This window comes from Arthrobacter sp. PvP023 (genome assembly GCF_017832975.1).
Taxonomy (GTDB): Bacteria; Actinomycetota; Actinomycetes; order Actinomycetales; family Micrococcaceae; genus Arthrobacter.
In genome coordinates this window covers 968930-987612 of record NZ_JAFIBI010000001.1, presented here as the reverse complement: position 1 = coordinate 987612, position 18683 = coordinate 968930, and the positions used below count along the sequence as shown (strand labels likewise).

General features: G+C 66.4%; 19 protein-coding genes. 4 read left to right on the top strand and 15 right to left on the bottom strand.

The window, feature by feature from the left end; all coding sequences use genetic code 11:
• Nucleotides 1–48: 48 nt before the first annotated feature.
• Nucleotides 49–1425, top strand: a complete 1377-nt coding sequence (locus JOE31_RS04565) for an MFS transporter (protein WP_209742346.1) — start codon at nucleotides 49–51, stop codon at nucleotides 1423–1425.
• Nucleotides 1426–1593: 168 nt separating this feature from the next.
• Here JOE31_RS04565 and JOE31_RS04560 read toward each other — a convergent pair whose 3' ends face one another.
• Genes JOE31_RS04560 through JOE31_RS04535 form a run of 6 tightly spaced genes read right to left on the bottom strand, consistent with a single transcriptional unit; the run spans nucleotide 1594 to nucleotide 8396 of the window.
• On the bottom strand, nucleotides 1594–3072 hold the full coding sequence (locus JOE31_RS04560; RefSeq protein ID WP_209742345.1) for a mannitol dehydrogenase family protein: 1479 nt from the start codon (nucleotides 3070–3072) through the stop codon (nucleotides 1594–1596).
• Nucleotides 3073–3075: 3 nt separating this feature from the next.
• Nucleotides 3076–4041: a carbohydrate kinase gene (locus JOE31_RS04555; protein ID WP_209742344.1), complete on the bottom strand. Its 966-nt coding sequence runs from the start codon at nucleotides 4039–4041 to the stop codon at nucleotides 3076–3078.
• Between the two features lie 2 nt (nucleotides 4042–4043).
• Entirely contained in the window at nucleotides 4044–5105 is a 1062-nt protein-coding gene (locus JOE31_RS04550; protein WP_209742343.1) for an NAD(P)-dependent alcohol dehydrogenase, read from the bottom strand.
• 35 nt (nucleotides 5106–5140) lie between these two features.
• The gene (locus JOE31_RS04545; protein ID WP_209742342.1) at nucleotides 5141–6058 is read right to left on the bottom strand and encodes a carbohydrate ABC transporter permease; all 918 of its coding nucleotides are present in this window, start codon (nucleotides 6056–6058) and stop codon (nucleotides 5141–5143) included.
• The gene (locus JOE31_RS04540; protein ID WP_209742341.1) at nucleotides 6055–7023 is read right to left on the bottom strand and encodes a carbohydrate ABC transporter permease; all 969 of its coding nucleotides are present in this window, start codon (nucleotides 7021–7023) and stop codon (nucleotides 6055–6057) included. The genes JOE31_RS04545 and JOE31_RS04540 overlap by 4 nt, the downstream gene beginning before the upstream one ends.
• 26 nt (nucleotides 7024–7049) lie before the next feature.
• Nucleotides 7050–8396, bottom strand: coding sequence for a sugar ABC transporter substrate-binding protein (locus tag JOE31_RS04535; protein ID WP_209742340.1), 1347 nt, complete (start codon nucleotides 8394–8396; stop codon nucleotides 7050–7052).
• Nucleotides 8397–8682: 286 nt separating this feature from the next.
• On the opposite strand from JOE31_RS04535, the gene JOE31_RS04530 reads away from it, so the two are divergent.
• The 3 genes from JOE31_RS04530 (at nucleotide 8683) to JOE31_RS04520 (ending at nucleotide 10520) form a co-directional block, all read left to right on the top strand.
• A complete protein-coding gene (locus JOE31_RS04530; protein WP_209742339.1) occupies nucleotides 8683–9606 on the top strand; it encodes an AraC family transcriptional regulator in 924 nt (307 codons plus the stop codon).
• A gap of 170 nt (nucleotides 9607–9776) precedes the next feature.
• Nucleotides 9777–10076: a DUF4193 domain-containing protein gene (locus JOE31_RS04525; protein WP_209742338.1), complete on the top strand. Its 300-nt coding sequence runs from the start codon at nucleotides 9777–9779 to the stop codon at nucleotides 10074–10076.
• A gap of 60 nt (nucleotides 10077–10136) precedes the next feature.
• Nucleotides 10137–10520, top strand: coding sequence for an RNA-binding S4 domain-containing protein (locus tag JOE31_RS04520; protein ID WP_011693407.1), 384 nt, complete (start codon nucleotides 10137–10139; stop codon nucleotides 10518–10520).
• Between the two features lie 2 nt (nucleotides 10521–10522).
• Here JOE31_RS04520 and JOE31_RS04515 read toward each other — a convergent pair whose 3' ends face one another.
• Genes JOE31_RS04515 through JOE31_RS04475 form a run of 9 tightly spaced genes read right to left on the bottom strand, consistent with a single transcriptional unit; the run spans nucleotide 10523 to nucleotide 18622 of the window.
• Nucleotides 10523–11068 (bottom strand): gluconokinase, encoded by a 546-nt coding sequence (locus JOE31_RS04515; RefSeq protein ID WP_209742337.1) that lies wholly within the window; start codon nucleotides 11066–11068, stop codon nucleotides 10523–10525.
• On the bottom strand, nucleotides 11065–12141 hold the full coding sequence (locus JOE31_RS04510; protein ID WP_209742336.1) for an L-idonate 5-dehydrogenase: 1077 nt from the start codon (nucleotides 12139–12141) through the stop codon (nucleotides 11065–11067). The genes JOE31_RS04515 and JOE31_RS04510 overlap by 4 nt, the downstream gene beginning before the upstream one ends.
• Complete coding sequence (locus tag JOE31_RS04505) at nucleotides 12141–12911, bottom strand: SDR family oxidoreductase (RefSeq protein WP_209742335.1); 771 nt, start codon at nucleotides 12909–12911, stop codon at nucleotides 12141–12143. Before JOE31_RS04505 ends, JOE31_RS04510 begins: the two co-directional genes overlap by 1 nt.
• Entirely contained in the window at nucleotides 12908–13852 is a 945-nt protein-coding gene (locus tag JOE31_RS04500) for a 2-hydroxyacid dehydrogenase (RefSeq protein ID WP_209742334.1), read from the bottom strand. The genes JOE31_RS04505 and JOE31_RS04500 overlap by 4 nt, the downstream gene beginning before the upstream one ends.
• A 46-nt stretch (nucleotides 13853–13898) precedes the next feature.
• A complete protein-coding gene (locus JOE31_RS04495) occupies nucleotides 13899–14648 on the bottom strand; it encodes an SDR family oxidoreductase (protein ID WP_209742333.1) in 750 nt (249 codons plus the stop codon).
• Nucleotides 14649–14705: 57 nt separating this feature from the next.
• Complete coding sequence (locus JOE31_RS04490) at nucleotides 14706–16046, bottom strand: MFS transporter (protein WP_209742332.1); 1341 nt, start codon at nucleotides 16044–16046, stop codon at nucleotides 14706–14708.
• Between the two features lie 50 nt (nucleotides 16047–16096).
• Nucleotides 16097–17110, bottom strand: coding sequence for a biotin-dependent carboxyltransferase family protein (locus JOE31_RS04485; RefSeq protein ID WP_209742331.1), 1014 nt, complete (start codon nucleotides 17108–17110; stop codon nucleotides 16097–16099).
• Nucleotides 17107–17832 (bottom strand): allophanate hydrolase subunit 1, encoded by a 726-nt coding sequence (locus JOE31_RS04480; RefSeq protein ID WP_209742330.1) that lies wholly within the window; start codon nucleotides 17830–17832, stop codon nucleotides 17107–17109. The genes JOE31_RS04485 and JOE31_RS04480 overlap by 4 nt, the downstream gene beginning before the upstream one ends.
• 1 nt (nucleotide 17833) lies before the next feature.
• Entirely contained in the window at nucleotides 17834–18622 is a 789-nt protein-coding gene (locus JOE31_RS04475) for a LamB/YcsF family protein (RefSeq protein ID WP_209742329.1), read from the bottom strand.
• Nucleotides 18623–18683: the final 61 nt, after the last annotated feature.

Below are 18683 nucleotides of genomic sequence, written 5' to 3'. Positions count from 1 at the left end.
CGACGTTACGGCCGAGCCTGCGTGCAGGCTCTTCACGAGGAGAACTCCGTGGTCACTGAAAACCCAAACCTGAAATACGCCGAGGCGAGCACTCAGGGCACTGCCCTGCATCCGGAAGTGTCACCGGCCGAACTGCGCCGCACCTCGATCTCATCCTTCCTGGGCTCTGCCTTGGAGTACATGGATTTCACGCTCTACACGCTGGCGGCAGCGCTGGTCTTCGGACCGCTCTTCTTCCCCAACACAGACCCGGCCATGGCACTGATGGCCAGCTTTGCCGCCTTCGGTTCCGGGTTCCTTGTCAGGCCTCTGGGCGGGATCTACTTCGGCTATCTCGGGGACAAGTACGGGCGGAAAACTGTTCTGGTCATTACCGTCGGGATGATGGGGATCGCCACCCTGGGGATGGGTCTGCTCCCCACTTTCGCCCAGATCGGCATTGTCGCCCCCATCCTCCTCGTGCTTCTGCGGCTCATCCAGGGCTTCGGTGCGGGCGCCGAATTGTCCGGGGCCTCGCTGCTGCTGGTTGAATCCGCCCCCATCGGCAAACGCGGTTTCTACGGCGCTGTGGTGGCATTGGGTACAGCGACCGGTGTGCTTCTGGCCAGCGGCCTGTGGCTGCTGCTATCGCAGATGCCGAAGGAAGAATTCCTTGCCTGGGGGTGGCGCATTCCCTTCCTGCTGAGCGTGGGCACCACCTTGGTGGCGCTGTACCTGCGGCGCAGCATCAGCGAATCGCCGGTCTTCGAGGCGGTCAAGGCCCGGCGCGAGGCGGCGCGCGCCGAGACCAGGCAGCAAAGCGTATGGCGTGACGCGGCAGACGCAAAGAAATCATTCCTGGTCTCACTGGGCATCAAGCTGGGTGAGAACGGCTCGGTCTACCTCGTCAAAGGCTTCCTTATCGGCTGGACGGTGTCGGTGGTGAAAATGGACGCAAACCTGGTCACGACCGGCGTGACGCTCGGCTCGATCCTGGGCGTCGCCACAGTTCTGCTGACCGGCAAGCTCACGGACCGGTTCGGCCGGCGCAAGGTCTGGCTCTGGCTCTCCGGCTTCCAGTTCGCCTTCACCATCCCCGCGATGCTGATGATTGAAACCCGCAACCCCGTGCTGGTGGCCCTCGTCTTCGTCATCTTCGTCGGCGGTCCGCTGCCTAACATGTACGGCGTGGAGTCCACTTGGTTGGTGGAGATGTTCGGGTCCAAGCGCCGCTTCTCCTTCATGACGACAGTGAAGGAGATCGGCGCCGTTCTTTCCGGCGGTCTGGGGCCCATCATGGCCGCCGCCATCGTTGCTGCTACTGGGCCGGGCTGGGTCCCGGTCGCCGGCATCCTGATGAGCTACGCCGCGATCGGCTGGGTGGCCGGATTCTTCGCTCCGGAAACCCGCGACCGGGATCTCAATTCGGAGGCCGACGCCTTCTGACCCATTCGCCGGTCGGGTCCTGCGCGGACAGCACAGTGACGGCAGTGCTGAGCCGAAGGTAAAGACGCCCAAATCCATGCTTTGTTGAAAATTCAATCTTCTGGATTCATTCCACCATGAACGTGATGACGACGGCGGGACCTCCCGCCGTCGTCCGTTTGCGTTGACCTATGAACGGGACCGCAGGGATTCCAGCGTTCCCCGGGCACCGGCGCGGTGGAGATCGCCCAGTGCCCGGAGGTAGGCGGCCACGAAGACAGGGTTGTCCACCAAGTCGCCGAAGACTTCACGGTTGGAGATAAACGCGAGCGGTTCATCGCGCTGCCGGGCGGCGGCCGCCATGAGAGGCTCTTTCAACCGGTCGACAACGTCGATGGGATTTCCCTGTTCGTCGGTGCCTTCGTCATACCGGGCCCAGCTGGCAACGATCGCCGCGGCCCGGCGGACCTCCCCGCCCTTTTCGAGGTTGATGCGGATCACCGGGACCAGCCATTTGGGGATCCGGTCCGAGCTTTCCGCGCACAACCGCGCAAGGGTATCCCGCACGTGCTCGTTGGAGAACCGCTCGATCAGTGTCCGCTTGTAGGCATCGAGGTCGATGCCGGGGACCGGGTGGAGTGTGGGCGTGGCTTCCTCGTCCATGTAGTCCAGCAGGAACTGCGCGAACAAACCGTCCTGGGCCACCTCGTGGGCGTAGCGGTAGCCGGCGAGGTAGCCGAAGTAGCACATGCCCTGGTGGCTGGCGTTGAGCAGGCGCAGCTTCATCAGTTCGTAGGGTTCGACGTCTTCGACGAGCTGGACGCCGGCGTCCTCGAAGGGCGGCCGGCCGAGGTTGAAGTGGTCCTCAAGGACCCACTGTTCGAACGGTTCGCACACCACCGGCCACGCGTCCTCGACGCCGAATTCCTCGGCGATTGCCTCACGGTCGGCGTCGGTGGTTACGGGGGTGATGCGGTCCACCATGCTGTTGGGAAAGGGGACCTTCTCCTCCACCCAGGCGCCAAGCTCAGGGTCCTTGAGCTTTGCGAAGGCGGTGAACATGGTGCGGGCAACGTCGCCGTTGCCCTGGATGTTGTCGCAGGACATTACCGTGAACGGCGCGAGCCCGCGTGCCCGCCGCCGGGCGAGCGCTTCGGTGACGAGTCCGAAGGTGGTCCTGGGTGCGGCGCCGGGTTGGAGGTCGTGGACAACGTCGGGGTTGCCGGCGTCGAAGTCGCCCGTGACGTGGTGGAAGTTGTAGCCGCCCTCGGTGACTGTCAGCGAAACAATCCGGACGGCGTCGGAGGCCATCTTCTCGATCACGGCTTCGGGATCGTCGGGTGCGAAGAGGTACTCGATGATCGAACCGATGACCCGCGCTTCCCGGGTTCCGTCCGGGTTCTTCACCACCAGGGTGTACAGGCAGCCCTGGCTGTCCATCACCTGCTTCATCCGGGCATCGCCGGGCAGGACCCCGACGCCGCAGATGGCCCAGTCATGCGCCTTGCCGGCGTTCATCAGCCGCTCCAGGTACATGGCCTGATGGGCGCGGTGGAATCCGCCCACGCCGAAATGGACAATCCCGGCGGTCAGGCCGGAGCGGTCGTAGGAAGGTACCGCCACGGAAGCGGACAATCCGGAAAGTACGCCGGGTTCGAGTGCAGGCATTGTCTAACCTTCCGATGCAGTGAGGGAGCCGGTCAAGGAACCCAGTTCAGCTGACGTGGGCGGGTTGGCGCCCGGCCGGGAACAAGTGATGGCAGCGGCCCTGTTCGCATATGCGGCCAGGGCGTGCAGTTCACCGAGGGTGATGTCCTGCAGGCGCGCCCTGGCAGGGGCGCCCAGCAGGCCCAGCTGGGCGAGGCCGCAGATCAGGCCGGCCATGAACGAGTCTCCCGCCCCGACGGTGTCCGCCACTGTGACGGGTTCGGCGGCCATTTCCATGCGGCCGCGCCGGGTCATGACCACCGGCCCGTCCGCGCCACGTGTCAGCGCCACGATGGCCGGTCCAAGCTCGAGCCACGCTGCCATCGACTCGTCCGGCGTCCTGTCCGGGTAGAGCCAGGCCAGGTCTTCATCGCTGGCCTTGACCACATCGCTGGCGGCCACGAAGACTTCCGCCTGCGCGCGTGCCGCCGCAGAATCGGGGCTGATCCCGGGGCGGCAATTGGGATCGTAGCTGACGGTCGCGTGCGCCCGGACCGCCTTCACGAGGGCAAGCGTGGCCTGGTCCCCCGGAGGCAGCACGGCAGCGATCGACCCCGTGTGGACGTGGTGGGACCCCTCGACGGCGGCCAGGGCAGGAAGCGATGCCCCGTTGATGTCCCAGCTGACGTCGAAGGCGTACGTCGCGGCGCCGCCGGAACTGAGCGTGGCGGTTGCCGTTGACGTTGGTGCGCTGCCGCCCCTGATCACCGCGACTCCGTTGGAGTGCAGATGCTCCTCGATCATGAGCCCGTGCCGGTCATCTGCGTAGTGGGTCACGAGGTTCGTTGCCAGGCCCAGCCGGGCAGCCCCCACCGCCACGTTGAGGGGGCTCCCGCCCGGGTGCTCCTGGGTTGGCCCCGCCTGGGTGGAGCCGGCGCGGTGCGGATCGTTGATGATATCGACGAGGGATTCGCCAATGACGGTGATCATGGTCAGCGGCCCGGGTAGACCACGGCTTTGAGCTGCCCGGGCTGTTTGCCGGCCTTGAGCGCTTCCTCGGATTCGGCGAGGGCGAACCTGCCGGTCACCAGGATGTCCAGGTCCACTTTTCCGTCGGCGATCAGCTGGATGGCCAGCGGCCACGTGTTGGTGTACCGGAACACTCCGGAGAGCCAGATCTCCCGGTTCTGGATGTACGAAACGGGGAGTTCGACGTCGTCCGCCCCGAGCCCCACGAGGATCACCCTCCCGGCCGGACCCACGGCCTTGATGCCGGAACGGACAGCCTGGGGTGCGCCGGAAGCGTCAATGAAGGCGTCGACGTCGAGCCCTTCCGCGCTGTCGGTCCTGGCGTTGAGCGCGTGTGTGGCGCCGTGCTCCAGCGCGAAGGCGAGCCGGTCCTCGGCAATGTCGCTGATGTAGATTTCGGTAGCGCCGAAGGCCCGGGCGGCCTGGGCAGCAATGATGCCGATGGGGCCGGCACCGGCGATCAGCACCCGGCTGCCGGGCTTGATCCCGGCACGTTCGCAGGCCCAGAGCCCCACCGAGAACGGTTCGATGAGGGCTGCCGCCTCATCGCTGACGCTGTCCGGAATGTCGTAGGCGAAGTCGCTCTGGATGGTCACGTATTCGGCGAAGGCGCCGTCGATCGGCGGGGTGGCGTAGAACTCGATGTCCGGGCACAGGTTGTAGCGGCCGGCCTTGCACTGCTTGCACGTACGGCAGGGACGCTGGGGTTCGACGGCGACCCGCTTGCCGATGCGGGCAGGGTCCACGGCGCTTCCGACGGCGGCGATCCGGCCGGCGAGTTCGTGGCCCAGGATCAGCGGGTGGTCCACCACGTAGTCGCCGATCCGGCCGTGTTCGTAGTAATGGACGTCGCTGCCGCAGACGCCGACGGCGGCAACCTGGACCAGGACCTGGTCGGCGTCGAGCTGCGGGACGGGAAGGGTCTCCAGTACCATGTCGCCCTGGCGCTTCAGGATGGCGGCGCGCATGGTGGCGGGCAGTTCGGCGTGCACGTGGGTGCTGGACTGGACGGTTGGTGTTGTCATGTGAGTAATCCTCTGGGAATCGAAGGGACGGCCGGCTATTTCACGGCGCCGAGGGAGAGGCCCTGGACGAGTTTGTCCTGGGCGGCAAAGCCGGCGAACAGCACCGGCAGGGAGATCACGACGGCGGCGGCGCAGACCTTGGCGAGGAAGAGGCCCTGGCCGGAGACGAAACCGGTCAGGAAGACCGGGGCGGTGCCGGCCACCACGCCGGTCAGGACCCGGGCCAGGAGCAGTTCGTTCCAGCTGAAGATGAAGCAGATCAGGGCGATGGCGGCGATGCCGGGCATCGCGACGGGGGCGATGATCTTGCGGAGGGTCAGGAGGAGGTTGGCGCCGTCGATCTGGGCAGCTTCAAGCATCTCGACCGGTACTTCCGCAAGGAATGAGCGCATCATCCAGACCGCGATGGGGAGGTTCATGGAGGTGTACATCAGGATCAGGAACCAGATGTTGTCCAGGGCTCCGACGGTCCGGGCGAAGAGGTAGAGCGGCAGGATCGCGGCCACCACGGGCATCATCTTGGTGGAGAGGAAGAAGAACATCACGTCGGTCCACTTCTTGACCGGCCGGATGGAGAGCGCATAGGCCGCGGGGATGGCCAGGACCAGGACGAGGACCGTGGACAGGATCGAGGCGGTGGCGGAGTTGATCAGCGAAGGCCACGGGCTGACGCCGGACGTTTCCCCGAAGAACTCCCGGTACGCGTCCAGGGTGAGGTTCGCGGCGACGGAGGGCGGATTCGTCGCTGCATCGGTTTCGGAGTGGAAGGAGGTCAGGATCATCCACACGACCGGGGCGGCGAAGAGCAGGGCGAGCAGCCAGGCAGCGAGGCCGGCGGCGGTGTTGTTGCGGGTGGGGTCCATGCGTGACTTGCCGCGCCGGCCTGAAGCGTTGTTTGACGTGGGGCGGACGGGTGCTGCCTTGCGTGATGCGGCCGGAGTGAGGGTGCTCATCGTGCTGCCTCCTTCTTGAAGAGCGAGAATACGGTGCGGAGCGCGAAGGTCGCCACGATGATGGTGCCGATGACCACCACGACGCCGGCGGCGGACGCCAGGCCGTATTCGTTGGCGAAGTAGAACGTCTGGTAGATCGCGTAGGGCAGGTTGGCCGTGCCCAGTCCGCCTGCGGTGAGGGTGAAGACGGCGTCGAAGTTCTGCACGATGTAGATCGCGCCGAGCAGGCCGCCCAGCTCCAGGTATTGGCGCAGGTGCGGCAGCGTGAGGTGCCGGAAGATGGCCCACGACGTGGCGCCGTCCATCTGGGCCGCTTCCACGGTGTCCATGGGCCGTGACTGCAGGCCGGCCAGCAGGATGAGCATCATAAACGGGGTCCATTGCCAGACCAGGGACACGATGACCGCCATCAGGGGTGCCTGGGAGAGCAGGTCCAGCTGGGGCGGCGTGACGCTGCCGAAGAGGGACCAGATCCAAGTCAGGATGCCGTTGATCAGCCCGTACGTGGGGTTGAGGAGGGCATGCTTCCAGATGAGCGCGGCGGCCACGGGGACCACCAGGAACGGCGCGATCAGCAGGGTGCGTGCCAGTCCGCGGCCGATGAACTTCTTGTCCAGCAGCAGCGCCAGGCCCAGGCCGATGAGGAGGCTCGCCAGGACGACGGCGACGGTAAGGAAGATGGTGGTGAAGATCGCCTGGCGCAGGTCCGGGTCGGTGAGGACCGTGACGTAGTTTTCCAGGCCGGCGAATGCCGTCTTGTCCGGGCTTAGGCTGTTCCAGTTCAGGAACGAGATGATCAGTGTCACCACGAACGGGAGCTGGGTGACGATGATGAGGAAGACCAGGGCCGGGAGCAGCGGCGCGCGCCGTGCCCAGGCCAGGGCGCGTTCACGCGACTTGGCGTTCCTGGATGGTTTGGCTGCGGTGTGTCCCGATCGGGAGATACGCGCCGTTGCGGTAGTCATGGGATTCTCCTGGGGTTTGGTTGGTGCTACTTGTACTTATTGCCGACTTTTTGTGCAGCTTCCTGGCCCTTGGCCAGCGCGTCAGCCACAGAACCCTGGCCGGCAATAGCGGAGCTGACGCCTTGGGAGACGTTGGTGCCCAGCGCAGCGAACTCGGGAATGCCCACGAACTGGATGCCGACGGCCGGGCGTTCCTGCGCGCCGGGGTTCTTCGGGTCGGCGTTCTCGATGGCGAAGCGTTCGGCCTTGAAGAATGGCGCAGCCTTCTGGAATTCGGCATTCTCGTAGGTGGAGATGCGCTTGCCGGAGGGAACCTTCGCCCAGCCGAGCTTGGCCGCCACGAGTTCCTCGTATTCCTTGGAGCTGGCCCAGGCGATGAACTTCGTGGCAGCATCCTGCTTCTTGGAGGCGGCCTGCATGGCCCAGGACCAGGTCCACAGCCAGCCGGAGGACTTGGTTTCCTTGATCGGGGCCTGGGCGTAGCCGATCTTTCCCTTCACTGGTGACGCGTCGGCTTCCAGGGCTCCGGCGGCCGATGTGGCGTCGTACCACATGGCCACCTTGCTCTGGCTCATGTTGTTCAGGCATTCGGTGAAGCCGGCCTGGGCGGCGCCCAATTCACCGTGCTCGCGGACCAGTTTGGTGTAGAACTCGACTGCCTCGGTGAATTCCGGGGAGTTGACCTGGGCGTTCCAGTCCTTGTCGAACCAGGTGCCGCCGAAGGTGTTCACCACCGTGGTCAGCGGCGCGAAGACCTGGCCCCAGCCGGGCTGGCCGCGCAGACAGATACCCTTCATTCCCGGGGCCGCGCCGTCCACCTTCGCCGCGATGTCAGCCACCTCGTCCCAGGTGGGCTTCTCCGGCATGGTCAGGCCCTTGGCGTCCAGGATGTCCTTCCGGTACATCAGGAAGGACGACTCGCCGTAGAACGGTTCGCCGTAGAGCTTGCCGTCCGTGCCGGTGAGGGACGCCGTGTAGGCCGGCAGGATGTCGTCCTGGTCGAACCCGGCGTCATTGGCCACGTTGTCCAGCGGTGCGAGCCAGCCGTTGGCGGAATAGAACGGAATCTCGTAGTTGGAGAGGGAGGCAACATCGTACTGGCCGGCCTGGCTGGAGAACTCCTGGCTGATCTTGGCGCGGACGTCGTTCTCAGGCAGGATCGTGTAGTTGACCTTGACGCCGGTCTCCTTGGTGAAATTTTCCGCGGTGAGCCGCTGCAGGTCCTCCATCTGGGGGTTGTTCACCATCAGGACGTTGATGCTGTTCGGGTCACCAGCGGAATTGCCTCCGCCAGCACCGGCACAGGCCGTGGCGCTCAGGGCGACGCACAGGGCGCCAGCTGCCAAAGCGGCAACGCGAGTTTTTGGGCGCATTAAGGACTCCTTTGTACTTCAGGGGTGCACAGCCGCTGTACTTCGACTGCTGCGTCGAGGTACCGGACTGGGGCGGGGCCTGCCATCGGGTATCCGTGGTGCCGCGCTGATGTTCCTCAACTTTAGGCGTGTGCGGTAGTGCACAACTAGCGCCCTGGTTGCCATTTTCTGATACTTATTTTCCCGACGGTTCCCGACTGTTCGCCTCCGGCAGGGGCTAACCTAAGGAAAAGGCTGTTGCGAGCTGTCCATTTTTCATAACCCACGGATCCCACGGAGAATCGCCATGAGTGCCGCCGACCCCACTGACGGAGCCACCGCAAGGCTGGCCGAAAGGCTGCTGGGGATGCGGGCCAACAGGGAAGTCATCCCGCCCGATCCCAACCACTCGGTCCGGTGGCACCAGCACGACTACCCCAGCCCCGTGGCCCGGTGGAACTACCATCCCGAGTACGAGATCCACCTGATCCGGAAGGGCACCGGAAAGTTCATTGTCGGAGACCACATCGGCACCTTCGAGGCCGGCCATGTGGCCCTGGTCGGTTCCGGCCTGCCGCACGACTGGGTCAGCGACCTTGAGCCCGGCGAAGTGCTGGCGAACCGGGACGCCGTCATCCAGTTCGACGGAAGATGGGTCGAACAGACCGCCGCATTGGTCCCCGAGATGGCGGAGGTCAAGCCCCTGCTGGAGCAGTCCGCACGCGGGATCGAGTTCCTGGGCCGGTCAGCCGGGAAGGCGGCCGCATCCATCGAGGCGATGGGCACCTCCACCGGACTGGAACGGCTTCACCACCTCTTTGAACTGTTTGCTGTCCTTGCCCATGCGCCCGCGGAAGAGCGGCGGTATCTTGCCGATGAGTGGTTCCGGCCGCAGCTGGACGGCCAGGCCGCGGCCGTGGTGGACATCATCCTGGAGTACGTGTTTACCAACCACGCCGGAAACGTCAAGATGTCCGAGGCCGCAGCCCTGGTGGGAATGCCTGAGCCCACCTTCTCGAAATACTTCAAGCGCGCCACCGGGCAGAACTTCAGCGACCTGGTCCGCAAGCTCCGGCTGGCGCACGCACGGCGCCTGCTAGAGCGCAGCGACAAAGCCATTTCCGAGATCTGCTACGAAGTCGGCTTCTCCAACCTGTCCAACTTCAACCGGCATTTCCTCAACGATGCCGGGGAAACCCCGCGGCACTACCGGCAGCGGGTACAAAGCTGACCGCCTTACCGCCTCCGCCAGCGCACGACGACGGGACTTCCCGCCGTCGTCCGCTTGCGTTTCGTGCCGCAGCGCAAGCCCTTTTATGTTCCCGCCGGAGTGGCTAAGATGTGTTTTCTTCAGACGGTACGCAGACGCCGTCTTCGCCCGCTCCAAGGAGAGACCGGCACATGGCAACCGACTATGACGCGCCCAGGGTGTCCACCGAGGACGAGGCAAACGAAGCGGCCGACGTTCTCAAACCAGAGCGCTCTGCCACGCAAACGTCCCAGATCGACGTGGACGAGTCCGACCTGGCCGACTCCTTCGAGCTCCCGGGAGCTGACCTTTCCCATGAGGAACTCCTGGTGCAGATCATCCCTGTCCAGAAGGACGAGTTCACCTGCATGTCGTGCTTCCTGGTCCACCACCGCAGCCAGCTGGCCCGCGAAAAGGACGGCATGAAGTACTGCAAGGATTGCGAAGGCTAGGCCCCGCCTGCTGCGGGACGGTCGTTGGACGATCGCGTCCCGCTATACTCGGCTGCAGTCATGAGCAGCCTTCCGTCAGCCCCAGCCACAGTCCGTATTGATGCCTGGCTGTGGGCCATCCGTGCCTACAAGACCCGCTCTGCGGCCACTGCCGCCTGCCGGGCCGGGCACGTCCGGCTCAACGGAAACCCGGCCAAGGCCTCGCAATCGCTGGTTCCGGGCGACACCGTCCGGGTCCGCCAGCCGGGTTACGAACGGATCCTTGAGGTCCGGCGGCTGATCGCCAAGCGCGTCGGCGCCGAGGCGGCCGCACACTGCTTCACCGACCACACCCCGCCCAGGCCGGTGGCGCCCGCACTCGGTCTTCCGCAACGCGACCGCGGAACCGGGCGGCCCACCAAGAAGGACCGCCGCGAAATGGAACGCCTGCGCGGCCCGGCCTAACGCTAAATCTCGGCCAAAACCGCAGCATTCGGCCCGCCGAGCACTCCCAGCTGCCGCACGATGACGTCCACGAGCGAGGCCGGATCATCAAGGAAGTCCACTGACACGTGCAGCTCATCGGACCCCAGCGGCTCAAGCGTCGCCAGCTGGGACGCCAGCAGGCTGCCGGGCATGTATTCATGTTCCCTGCTGCTCAACCGGCCGGAGATAGTGGCAGCGTCACCGGACAGATGAACGAACACCAGGTCCGGCGCGAAGCTCCGCAGCAGGTCGCGGTAACGGCGCTTCAGGGCCGAACAGGCGATGATGCGGGAGCCGGTTCCGGCGGCCGGCGTTGCCAGCGCAGCACCTATTTCGGCCAGCCACGGCGCCCGGTCGTCATCGTCCAGCGGAATGCCACTGGCCATCTTTGCCTTGTTGGCGGGCGGATGAAAGTCGTCTCCGTCAAAGAACGGGACACCCAGCCGTTCCCCGAGCAGCGCACCGACGGTGGACTTTCCGCAGCCGGAGACGCCCATGACAACCACGGGCGGGATATTGGCGGTCATGCTGCGGCCCCGAAGCTCAGGAGCACCTTGCCGGATTCGGCGGAGTTCCGGGCGACGCCGAACGCCTCGAGGGCTGCCTCCACCGGGTACTCATGCGTAATCACCGGATCGATCTGCAGGGAGCCGTCGGCGAGGGCCGCGATGACGTCGTCGATCTCGTCGTTGAAGCGGAACGAACCCTTGAGCTCCAGTTCCCGCGTGATGGCCAGGGAGATCAGGACCGGCTGGGGGCCGGTGGGCAACAGGCCCACCATCACCACCGTGCCGCCGCGGGTCGCGCCCTGGATGGCGGAAGCCAGTCCGTGGTGGTTGCCGGAGGATTCAATCACGACGTCGGCCTCGACGGCGGCGATTGCTTCCGCGTCGTCGGCGGCGAGGACCGTGTCCGCGCCCACGGCCGCAGCGATTTCCAGAGGCTTGGCGTGCATGTCGACGGCGACGATCCGGCCTGCGCCGGCCCACTTCAGGACCGCGACAGCCAGCGCGCCGATGGGGCCGCTGCCGATCACGAGGGCGGTCTTTCCCGCGACGTCGCCGGCCCGGGACACCGCGTGCCATGCAACGGAGGCTGGCTCGATCAGCGCGGCCGTGCGCAGGTCAATGCCCTCCGGCAGCGCGCGCAGCATCCGCGCCGGAAGGTTCACGTACCGGCTGAACGCGCCGTCGGTGTGGGGGTAGCGGGCGGCGCTGCCCAGGTAGGTGCACCCGGGCGAGAGGTTGGGCCGGTCCGCCGGATACCGGGCTGCGCCGGGTGCCGGAGTTGCCGGGTGAACGGCGACGGCGGTCCCCGCGGCCGGACCGGTGCCGTCCGCCGCGGCGCGGACCACAGTCCCGGAAATCTCGTGGCCCAGCACCAGGGGCGCCTTCAGGATGGATTCACCGGCCGCTCCGTGCAGCCAGTAGTGCAGGTCGGAGCCGCAGATGCCGCCGTAGAAGACCTCGACGACGGCCTCGTCCGGGGCCGGTGCGGCGAGAGTTACGTCGTCGATCCGGAGGTCGCCGGCCGCGTGGGCCACTACGGCAGGACCAGCGACGGGAAGGGCTGCGGCAGGCAGGTCTTCGCTGTTGGACATCAGACCACCACCGTCATTCCGCCGTCGATGAAGATGGTCTGGCCGTTGACGAAGTTGGAGCCGTCGGAGGCCAGCCAGACGGCCGGGCCGGCGAGGTCCTGCACGGTCCCCCAGCGGTGGGCGGGGGTGCGTCCCAGGATCCAGGCGTTGAACTGCTCATCGTCCACCAGGTTCTGGGTCATCTCGGTGTGGATGTAGCCCGGTGCGATGCCGTTGATCTGCAGCCCGGAGGCCGCCCATTCCGCGGTCATGGCCCGGGTGAGGTTCCGCAGTCCGCCTTTGGCCGCGATGTACGGGGCGATGGTGGGCCGTGCCAGGTCGGTCTGCACCGAGCAGATGTTGATGATCTTGCCCCGGCCGCGCGGGATCATGTGCCGGGCCGCTTCCCGCCCCACCAGGAAGGCGCTGGTCAGGTCCGTGGAGATGACGCGTTCCCAGTCCTTCACGTCCAGCTCCAGCATGGGCACGCGGTGCTGGATTCCGGCGTTGTTCACCAGGATCTCCAGCGGCCCCACGTTCTCTTCCACCCACGCAATGCCGCGCGCGGCCTCGGCGTCGCTGGTGACGTCGAAGGCGCAGCTGTGTACCCGGCCCGGCGGATAGTCGGCGGCCATCGCGGCCGCGGCGTCCTTGAGCCGTTCCGGGTTGATGCCGTTCAGCACCACCGTGGCGCCGGCATCGGCCAGGGCCCTTGCCAGGGCATTGCCGATCCCCCTGCTCGAACCGGTCACCAGGGCAACGCGCCCCGTCAGGTCAAAAAGTGCACTCATGCGAAAGGACCGGCCTGCACCAGGTTGGCGGGAGCCTGTCCCGCTGCGAGGGCTTCAAGCTGCTGCCGCAGGAGCTTCAGGATCCTCGGCTGGAACGCCGATGCATTGCCGCCGATGTGAGGGGTGATCAGGGCGTTCGGAGTGGACCACAGCGGGTGGTCCTGGGGCAGCGGCTCGGGATCAACGACGTCGAGCGCGCACTGCAGGCGGCCGGACAGGACTTCCTTGGTCAGGGCAGCCGTGTCCACCACGGAGCCGCGGCCCACGTTCACCACCAGGGCACCGTCCGGGAGGGCGGCGAGGACCTCTTCGCCGATCAGCTGGTGGGTCTGCTGGTTCAGTGGCAGTACCGTGACCAGGATGTCGTGTGTGGCGGCGAGCGCGGGGAGTTCCGCGGACGCGTGCACTTCGCCGTATTCGTCGGTGCGGGCTGCACTCCCCACCCGGGTGACAGTGACTTCGAAGGGTTCCAGGCGGCGGACGATTTCGTGCCCGATCCCGCCGACTCCCACCAGCAGCACGCGCCGGTCGGCCAGTGACTGGCGCCGCTCCGGCCGCCACAGGCCGTACTGCTGGTCACGGACGGCCTGGTCGATGCCGCGCAGCTTCGCCAGGATCAGCCCTACGGCCAGTTCGGCGGTGGCGGCGGCGTGGACACCGGAGGCGTTGGCCACGCCGGCCGCCGGCCCGGCAGCCTCGATGACGCCGTCGTAGCCGGTGGACTGCGTCTGCACGAACTTCAGGTCCTCGACCTTGCCAAGGGAACCCAGCACGGCGGAGGCGTCGATGTACGGGAGGATGACGCCGTCGATCTCACCCGGCGTCCCGCCGTCGGGATCCGTCTTCAGGTCCCACACCACTCCCCTCAGCCCTTCGGGGAGGGGCGAGAGATCGGCCAGCAGTTGCGGGTCGGGGAAGCTGACGGTGCGGACTGTTTGCATCGAAGAACCTATCAATCGTGGGGTGTAATGAAGCGGGCGCGGGCGGTTAGCGCCGGTCGAAGGTAAGGCCGCCGGGGACCTGGAACGTGGGCATGAGTTCGAGCATGCCCACGTTGACGTGCCGGGGCGTTTCGATCGCGTAGTCCATCGCGTTGACGATGTCGTCCGTGGTCAGCGACTCGTAGCCTTCGTAGTACGTCTTCCACGCCTCTTCCATGGCTTCCGGGGTACCGCCCATGTTGCGGCCGAAGATCTCCGTTTCGACGCGTCCGGGGCAGATCTCGGTGACTCGGATGCGCTTGCCCACGGTGTCGTTGCGAAGCTGCCGGGATACCTGGTGGACCGCCGCCTTGGTCGCGTGGTAGACGGTGTGGCCGTAGAAGTTGTACAGGCCCGCGATGGAGCTGATGTTGATGACGTGCCCGCGGTCCCGTTCCACCATGCCTGGCAGCACCAGCCTGGTCAGCTGGAGCAGGCCGCGCAGGTTGACGTCAATGAGTTCGTCGATGTCGCCTTCGCTGGAGTCCAGGATGTTCCCCGGCCGGGATACTCCGGCGCAGTTCACCAGGACATCCACTTCAAGATCACCGACGACGGCGGCCAGCGCCGCGGTGTCGGTCAGGTCGACGACGTGCGGGACCGCGCCGGTTTTGTCGGCCAGTTCGTTGAGCCGCTCCTCGTTCCGGGCCAGGGCGTGGACGGTGAGTCCGCGCTTGGCGAGGCGGCCGGCGATGGCGGCACCCATTCCGGTGGACGCGCCCGTGACGAGGGCAGTCGAATAGTCTGAAAAAGGCATGGAAGTCTCCTGGTGGTTTGCGGTGCAGTAATGCAGGTGCAGTGATGAAGCGGGTGGTTAGGCGTCGCGGAGCGGCAGGTGCGCCCGGTCCTTGACCGTGCTGACGGCGGCAAGGGTGCCCAGCGCGGTGATGACTGCGTAGAACGCTGGCATGTAGATGTTGCCGGTGGATGAGATCAGCCAGGTCATCAGCAGCGGTGCCGTACCGCCGAAGAGTGCAGACGAGATGTTGTAGCCCAGTCCGTAGGCCGAGTAGCGGACCCGGGTGGGGAAGAGTTCCACGATCAGGATGTGGATCACTGCGGTGTGGCCGGCGAAGACGACGGCCATGATGCAGGCGCCGAGGATGGCCAGTGCCATCTGGCCGGTGGCGATGAGGGCGTAGGAGGGAATGCCGAGGACGGCCATGGCGATTGCGGAGCCGGCGATGACTTTCTTGCGGCCGACGCGGTCCGAGAGGGCGCCCATGAAGGGGATGGCGATGCAGATGACCACCAGGCTGCAGGCAGTGACCAGAAGGGCTTCGCCGATGGTGAAGTTGAGCTGCTTGCCCTTGAGGAAAGTGGGCATGTACGAGAACAGGACGTAGTAGCCGGAGCCGTTCATGAGCGGGATGAAGAGGGCCAGCAGCATTGCCCGGCGGTGTTCGGCCGACGCAAACGCTTCCTTCAGCGGGTTCTCGGACAGCCCGCCTTCTTCCTTGAGCTTTTCAAAGTTGGGGGTGTCGCTGATCGCCTTGCGGATGTACCAGCCGATGATGCCCATGGGTATGGCCACCAGGAACGGGATGCGCCAGGCGAACGCGCCGAAGCCGCCGCCGTCGATCGCTGCCTGGGTGAGCCAGGGAGACATGGAGAACGCGACGAGCGTGCCGGTGAGCAGGGCGGCGAAGGAGGCGATCTGGGCGTAGGACGTGATGACGCCGCGCTTGCCTTCGGGTGCGTGCTCGGCGAGGAAGGTCATGGCGCCGGCGGCTTCGCCGCCAACGGAGAAGCCCTGCAGCATGCGGAGCAACACCAGGAGCACGGGGGCCGCGACGCCGATGGCCGCGTAGGCGGGCAGCAGGCCGATGCCCGCCGTCGCCACACTGATCAACAGGATGACGAAGACCAGGAGCTTCTGCCGCCCGATCCGGTCGCCCAGGTATCCGCAGACCACGGCGCCGAGCGGCCGCACGAAGAATGACACGGCGTATCCCGCAAAGACGAACAACAGGGCGTTGTCCGGGTTGCCGGGTGCCAGGAAGACGAGGGCAAGGGTGCCGGCCATGAAAGCGAAGATGCCGTTGTCGTAGAGTTCGACGAAAATCCCCACGCACCCGGCGGTAATGACTTTCCGGGTTTGCCTGGCACTGAGCCGGTCCTGCTGCGGGGCGGTCTCGCGCATTGATGTTGACATGTTCATTCCTAACTTAAATCTTGTGCGAAAAGACGGGGCCATCGGTGTTCTCAGCTGCCTGCTGCCGGTACGAGTTCCGGCCAGCCGGGCTGCCTGCCGATGCCCAGGAGGGAGAAGACGGTGCTGACTGTGGAACGGAGGGTTTCCAGTTCCCGCAGCGCGGCCCGATGCTTGGCTGTTGCTTCCGGGACGGTGGTCTTGCGGAAAGTTATGGTGTGCCCGGGCCTGGCCTGGGCAAGGACGTCCAGTGACCGGCTGGTGACCACCGCGAGCACGGGATAGCCGGCGGTGACTCCGCGTCCGCGGTGCAGCACCAGCAGTTCCTCCCGGGACGGCACTTCGATAGCCCCCACCGGAACGCCGCGGGACAGGACTTCCGCTGTGGACTGGCGTTCGGGAAGCGCGCCGCCGAGGCGCAGGCCGATGTGGTTGCTCCGGCCGCTGACGGTGTATTCGGTGTTGTAGAGAAGGTCGGCGGTGTCCCCGAACTCGTCCACGTCCGGGCCGTCCGTGACTTCCACAACCGCCCGGCTGCTGAATTCGGGCCGGGTCAGTCCCAGCCGGAACAGCGGCAGGTCGAAGTAGGGCTGCCGGATCGGTCCGACGCTTCGTGAGGTCTTCAGTTCGGTGCCTTCTGACAGCCGCAGGCCGAATCCGACGACGGTGTCCGGGGCGCAGCTGCCGAGAAGGACGGGCGCCTCCACCGAGCCGTGAACGGCAACGTAGGCCCGCAGGCCGCCGTTGATCCGGCGCAGCGCCACCGTTTCACCGGCCAGGACGGACACCGGTTCCCACTGCGGGCATTCGCGCCCGCCCACCGTGAGGTGCAGGGGTGCTCCGGTAACGGCGATGAGGATGTCGGTGGTGGCGCGCATCCGGAAGTCCAGGGCAGTGACCTCCAGCAGCGGTGCGTTGTCGGCGTTGGCGGCGAGGATGTTCGCCGCGCGGGCGGAGAACTGGTCCAGGGCGCCGTTCACGGGCAGCCCGAACCGGGGTCCCCGGAAGCGCCCCAGGTCGGTGACCACCGAGTTGCCGGGCTGCTGGATGATCAACGAGCCGTTCATCGTGCCGCCTCCAGTTTCCGGCCGGCGAAGCTGGCGAACTCTTCGGGCTGGATCTGGTGGAACCTGACCACGTCGCCGGGAACGTACGGGACGAGCGGTTCGCTGGCGGCGTCGAGAACGGCCAGGGGTGTCTGGCCGATGACGCACCATCCGCCGGGTGCCGCCGCCGGGGCGATGACTGCCTGACGGCCCGCAACGGAAACGGCACCTGCCGGGACGGACAGGCGGGGGTCCTTCAGCCGCGGGACCGGAAGCGGGAAATCGGGCCCGTCCATCATGGGCGAGCCAGCCGGGGCACCAAGGCAGCGGATCACGTAGGACTTGGCCGTATGGAGGGCAATGACCTCCTGGATCGACAGCTGCTCATGGGCGGCAACCCGCTCCAGGTCCGGACCGTACTCTCCGCCGTAGACCACGGGGACCTCGAACGTGCGGGGAGCCCGGGACGGCGCACCGATGAAATCAAGCTGGCGCAGGCCCATCAGTACAAAGGCTCGGACCTGGCGTGCCGAGGTGACCCCGGGGTCGAATTCCACGAGCAGTGAGTCGTACGTCGGCACAGCGCCGTGGACGCCGTCGGCGCCGGCTTCCTCAAGCCATTCGGCGAGGGCATGCACGGTGGTCCAGTTGGCTTCCGTGTCCGGGGACGAAGCGACGACGCGCAGTGCGGCGTCCCCTGATTCGTAAACCTCCACCGGAGTTGGGGTTGGGGTGGCTGCCATGTCAGGCGGCCTTCACTTTGGCGCCGAGGACCTGTGCCAGCGGAGCAATGGTCACTCCGGCACTTTCGAGTTCGGCGCGTACCTGCCGGGCCAGCTGCACCGCGCCGGGGGTGTCTCCGTGCAACAGGACCGTGTCGGCGACGATGGGCAGGTCGGTGCCTGCGACGGTCGAAATAAGCCCTTCGCAGACCATCCGGACGGTGCGGTCCACGATGGCTGAAGGATCATGGATGACGGCGCCGGGGCGGCTGCGCGGCACCAGTGTGCCGTCCGCCTCGTAGGCGCGGTCTGCGATGCCCACGATGGCCACCGGGAGCCGACGCGCGGCCGCCGCGGTGGCCAGCTCGCCGTCCTGGGCCAGGACGATGAGGTCCGGGTTGATGCGGGCGGCGGCGTCGGCCACTGCGTCGGCGTAGTCGGCGCGGGTGGCCACGAGGTTCCCGAGGCGGCCGTGCGGTGCAAGGTGGGCGACGCCGGCGCCGTGATAGGCGGCGAAGGCGCTCAGTGCGCCGAACTGGTAGACGACGTCGTTGCGGACCTCGTCCGCGGTCAGGTCCATGGCGCGGCGGCCGAAGCCGCGGAGGTCGGGGAAGCTCGGGTGCGCCCCGATGCTGACGCCGCGGCGGACGCATTCGGCCACGGTCGCGTGCATGATGTCCGGGTCCCCGGCATGGAAGCCGCAGGCGATGTTGGCGCTGGAAACCACTTCGAGCAGGGCCGCGTCGTCGCCCATTGAGTAGGCGCCGAAGCCTTCTCCGAGATCTGCGACGAGATCAACGATGGGTCCCATTGAGTGCCTTCCTGGGTGGGTGTGGTTCGGTGTGCCGTTTTGACCGGCTTCTGCAAAAAAG

Excerpts from the sequence above, each read along its gene's own strand:
- JOE31_RS04560 (WP_209742345.1), bottom strand. The coding sequence starts at position 3,072 with ATGCCTGCACTCGAACCCGGCGTACTTTCCGGATTGTCCGCTTCCGTG.
- JOE31_RS04555 (WP_209742344.1), bottom strand. The coding sequence starts at position 4,041 with ATGATCACCGTCATTGGCGAATCCCTCGTCGATATCATCAACGATCCG.
- JOE31_RS04550 (WP_209742343.1), bottom strand. The coding sequence starts at position 5,105 with ATGACAACACCAACCGTCCAGTCCAGCACCCACGTGCACGCCGAACTG.
- JOE31_RS04545 (WP_209742342.1), bottom strand. The coding sequence starts at position 6,058 with ATGAGCACCCTCACTCCGGCCGCATCACGCAAGGCAGCACCCGTCCGC.
- JOE31_RS04540 (WP_209742341.1), bottom strand. The coding sequence starts at position 7,023 with ATGACTACCGCAACGGCGCGTATCTCCCGATCGGGACACACCGCAGCC.
- JOE31_RS04535 (WP_209742340.1), bottom strand. The coding sequence starts at position 8,396 with ATGCGCCCAAAAACTCGCGTTGCCGCTTTGGCAGCTGGCGCCCTGTGC.
- JOE31_RS04530 (WP_209742339.1), top strand. The coding sequence starts at position 8,683 with ATGAGTGCCGCCGACCCCACTGACGGAGCCACCGCAAGGCTGGCCGAA.
- JOE31_RS04525 (WP_209742338.1), top strand. The coding sequence starts at position 9,777 with ATGGCAACCGACTATGACGCGCCCAGGGTGTCCACCGAGGACGAGGCA.
- JOE31_RS04520 (WP_011693407.1), top strand. The coding sequence starts at position 10,137 with ATGAGCAGCCTTCCGTCAGCCCCAGCCACAGTCCGTATTGATGCCTGG.
- JOE31_RS04515 (WP_209742337.1), bottom strand. The coding sequence starts at position 11,068 with ATGACCGCCAATATCCCGCCCGTGGTTGTCATGGGCGTCTCCGGCTGC.
- JOE31_RS04510 (WP_209742336.1), bottom strand. The coding sequence starts at position 12,141 with ATGTCCAACAGCGAAGACCTGCCTGCCGCAGCCCTTCCCGTCGCTGGT.
- JOE31_RS04505 (WP_209742335.1), bottom strand. The coding sequence starts at position 12,911 with ATGAGTGCACTTTTTGACCTGACGGGGCGCGTTGCCCTGGTGACCGGT.
- JOE31_RS04500 (WP_209742334.1), bottom strand. The coding sequence starts at position 13,852 with ATGCAAACAGTCCGCACCGTCAGCTTCCCCGACCCGCAACTGCTGGCC.
- JOE31_RS04495 (WP_209742333.1), bottom strand. The coding sequence starts at position 14,648 with ATGCCTTTTTCAGACTATTCGACTGCCCTCGTCACGGGCGCGTCCACC.
- JOE31_RS04490 (WP_209742332.1), bottom strand. The coding sequence starts at position 16,046 with ATGTCAACATCAATGCGCGAGACCGCCCCGCAGCAGGACCGGCTCAGT.
- JOE31_RS04485 (WP_209742331.1), bottom strand. The coding sequence starts at position 17,110 with ATGAACGGCTCGTTGATCATCCAGCAGCCCGGCAACTCGGTGGTCACC.
- JOE31_RS04480 (WP_209742330.1), bottom strand. The coding sequence starts at position 17,832 with ATGGCAGCCACCCCAACCCCAACTCCGGTGGAGGTTTACGAATCAGGG.
- JOE31_RS04475 (WP_209742329.1), bottom strand. The coding sequence starts at position 18,622 with ATGGGACCCATCGTTGATCTCGTCGCAGATCTCGGAGAAGGCTTCGGC.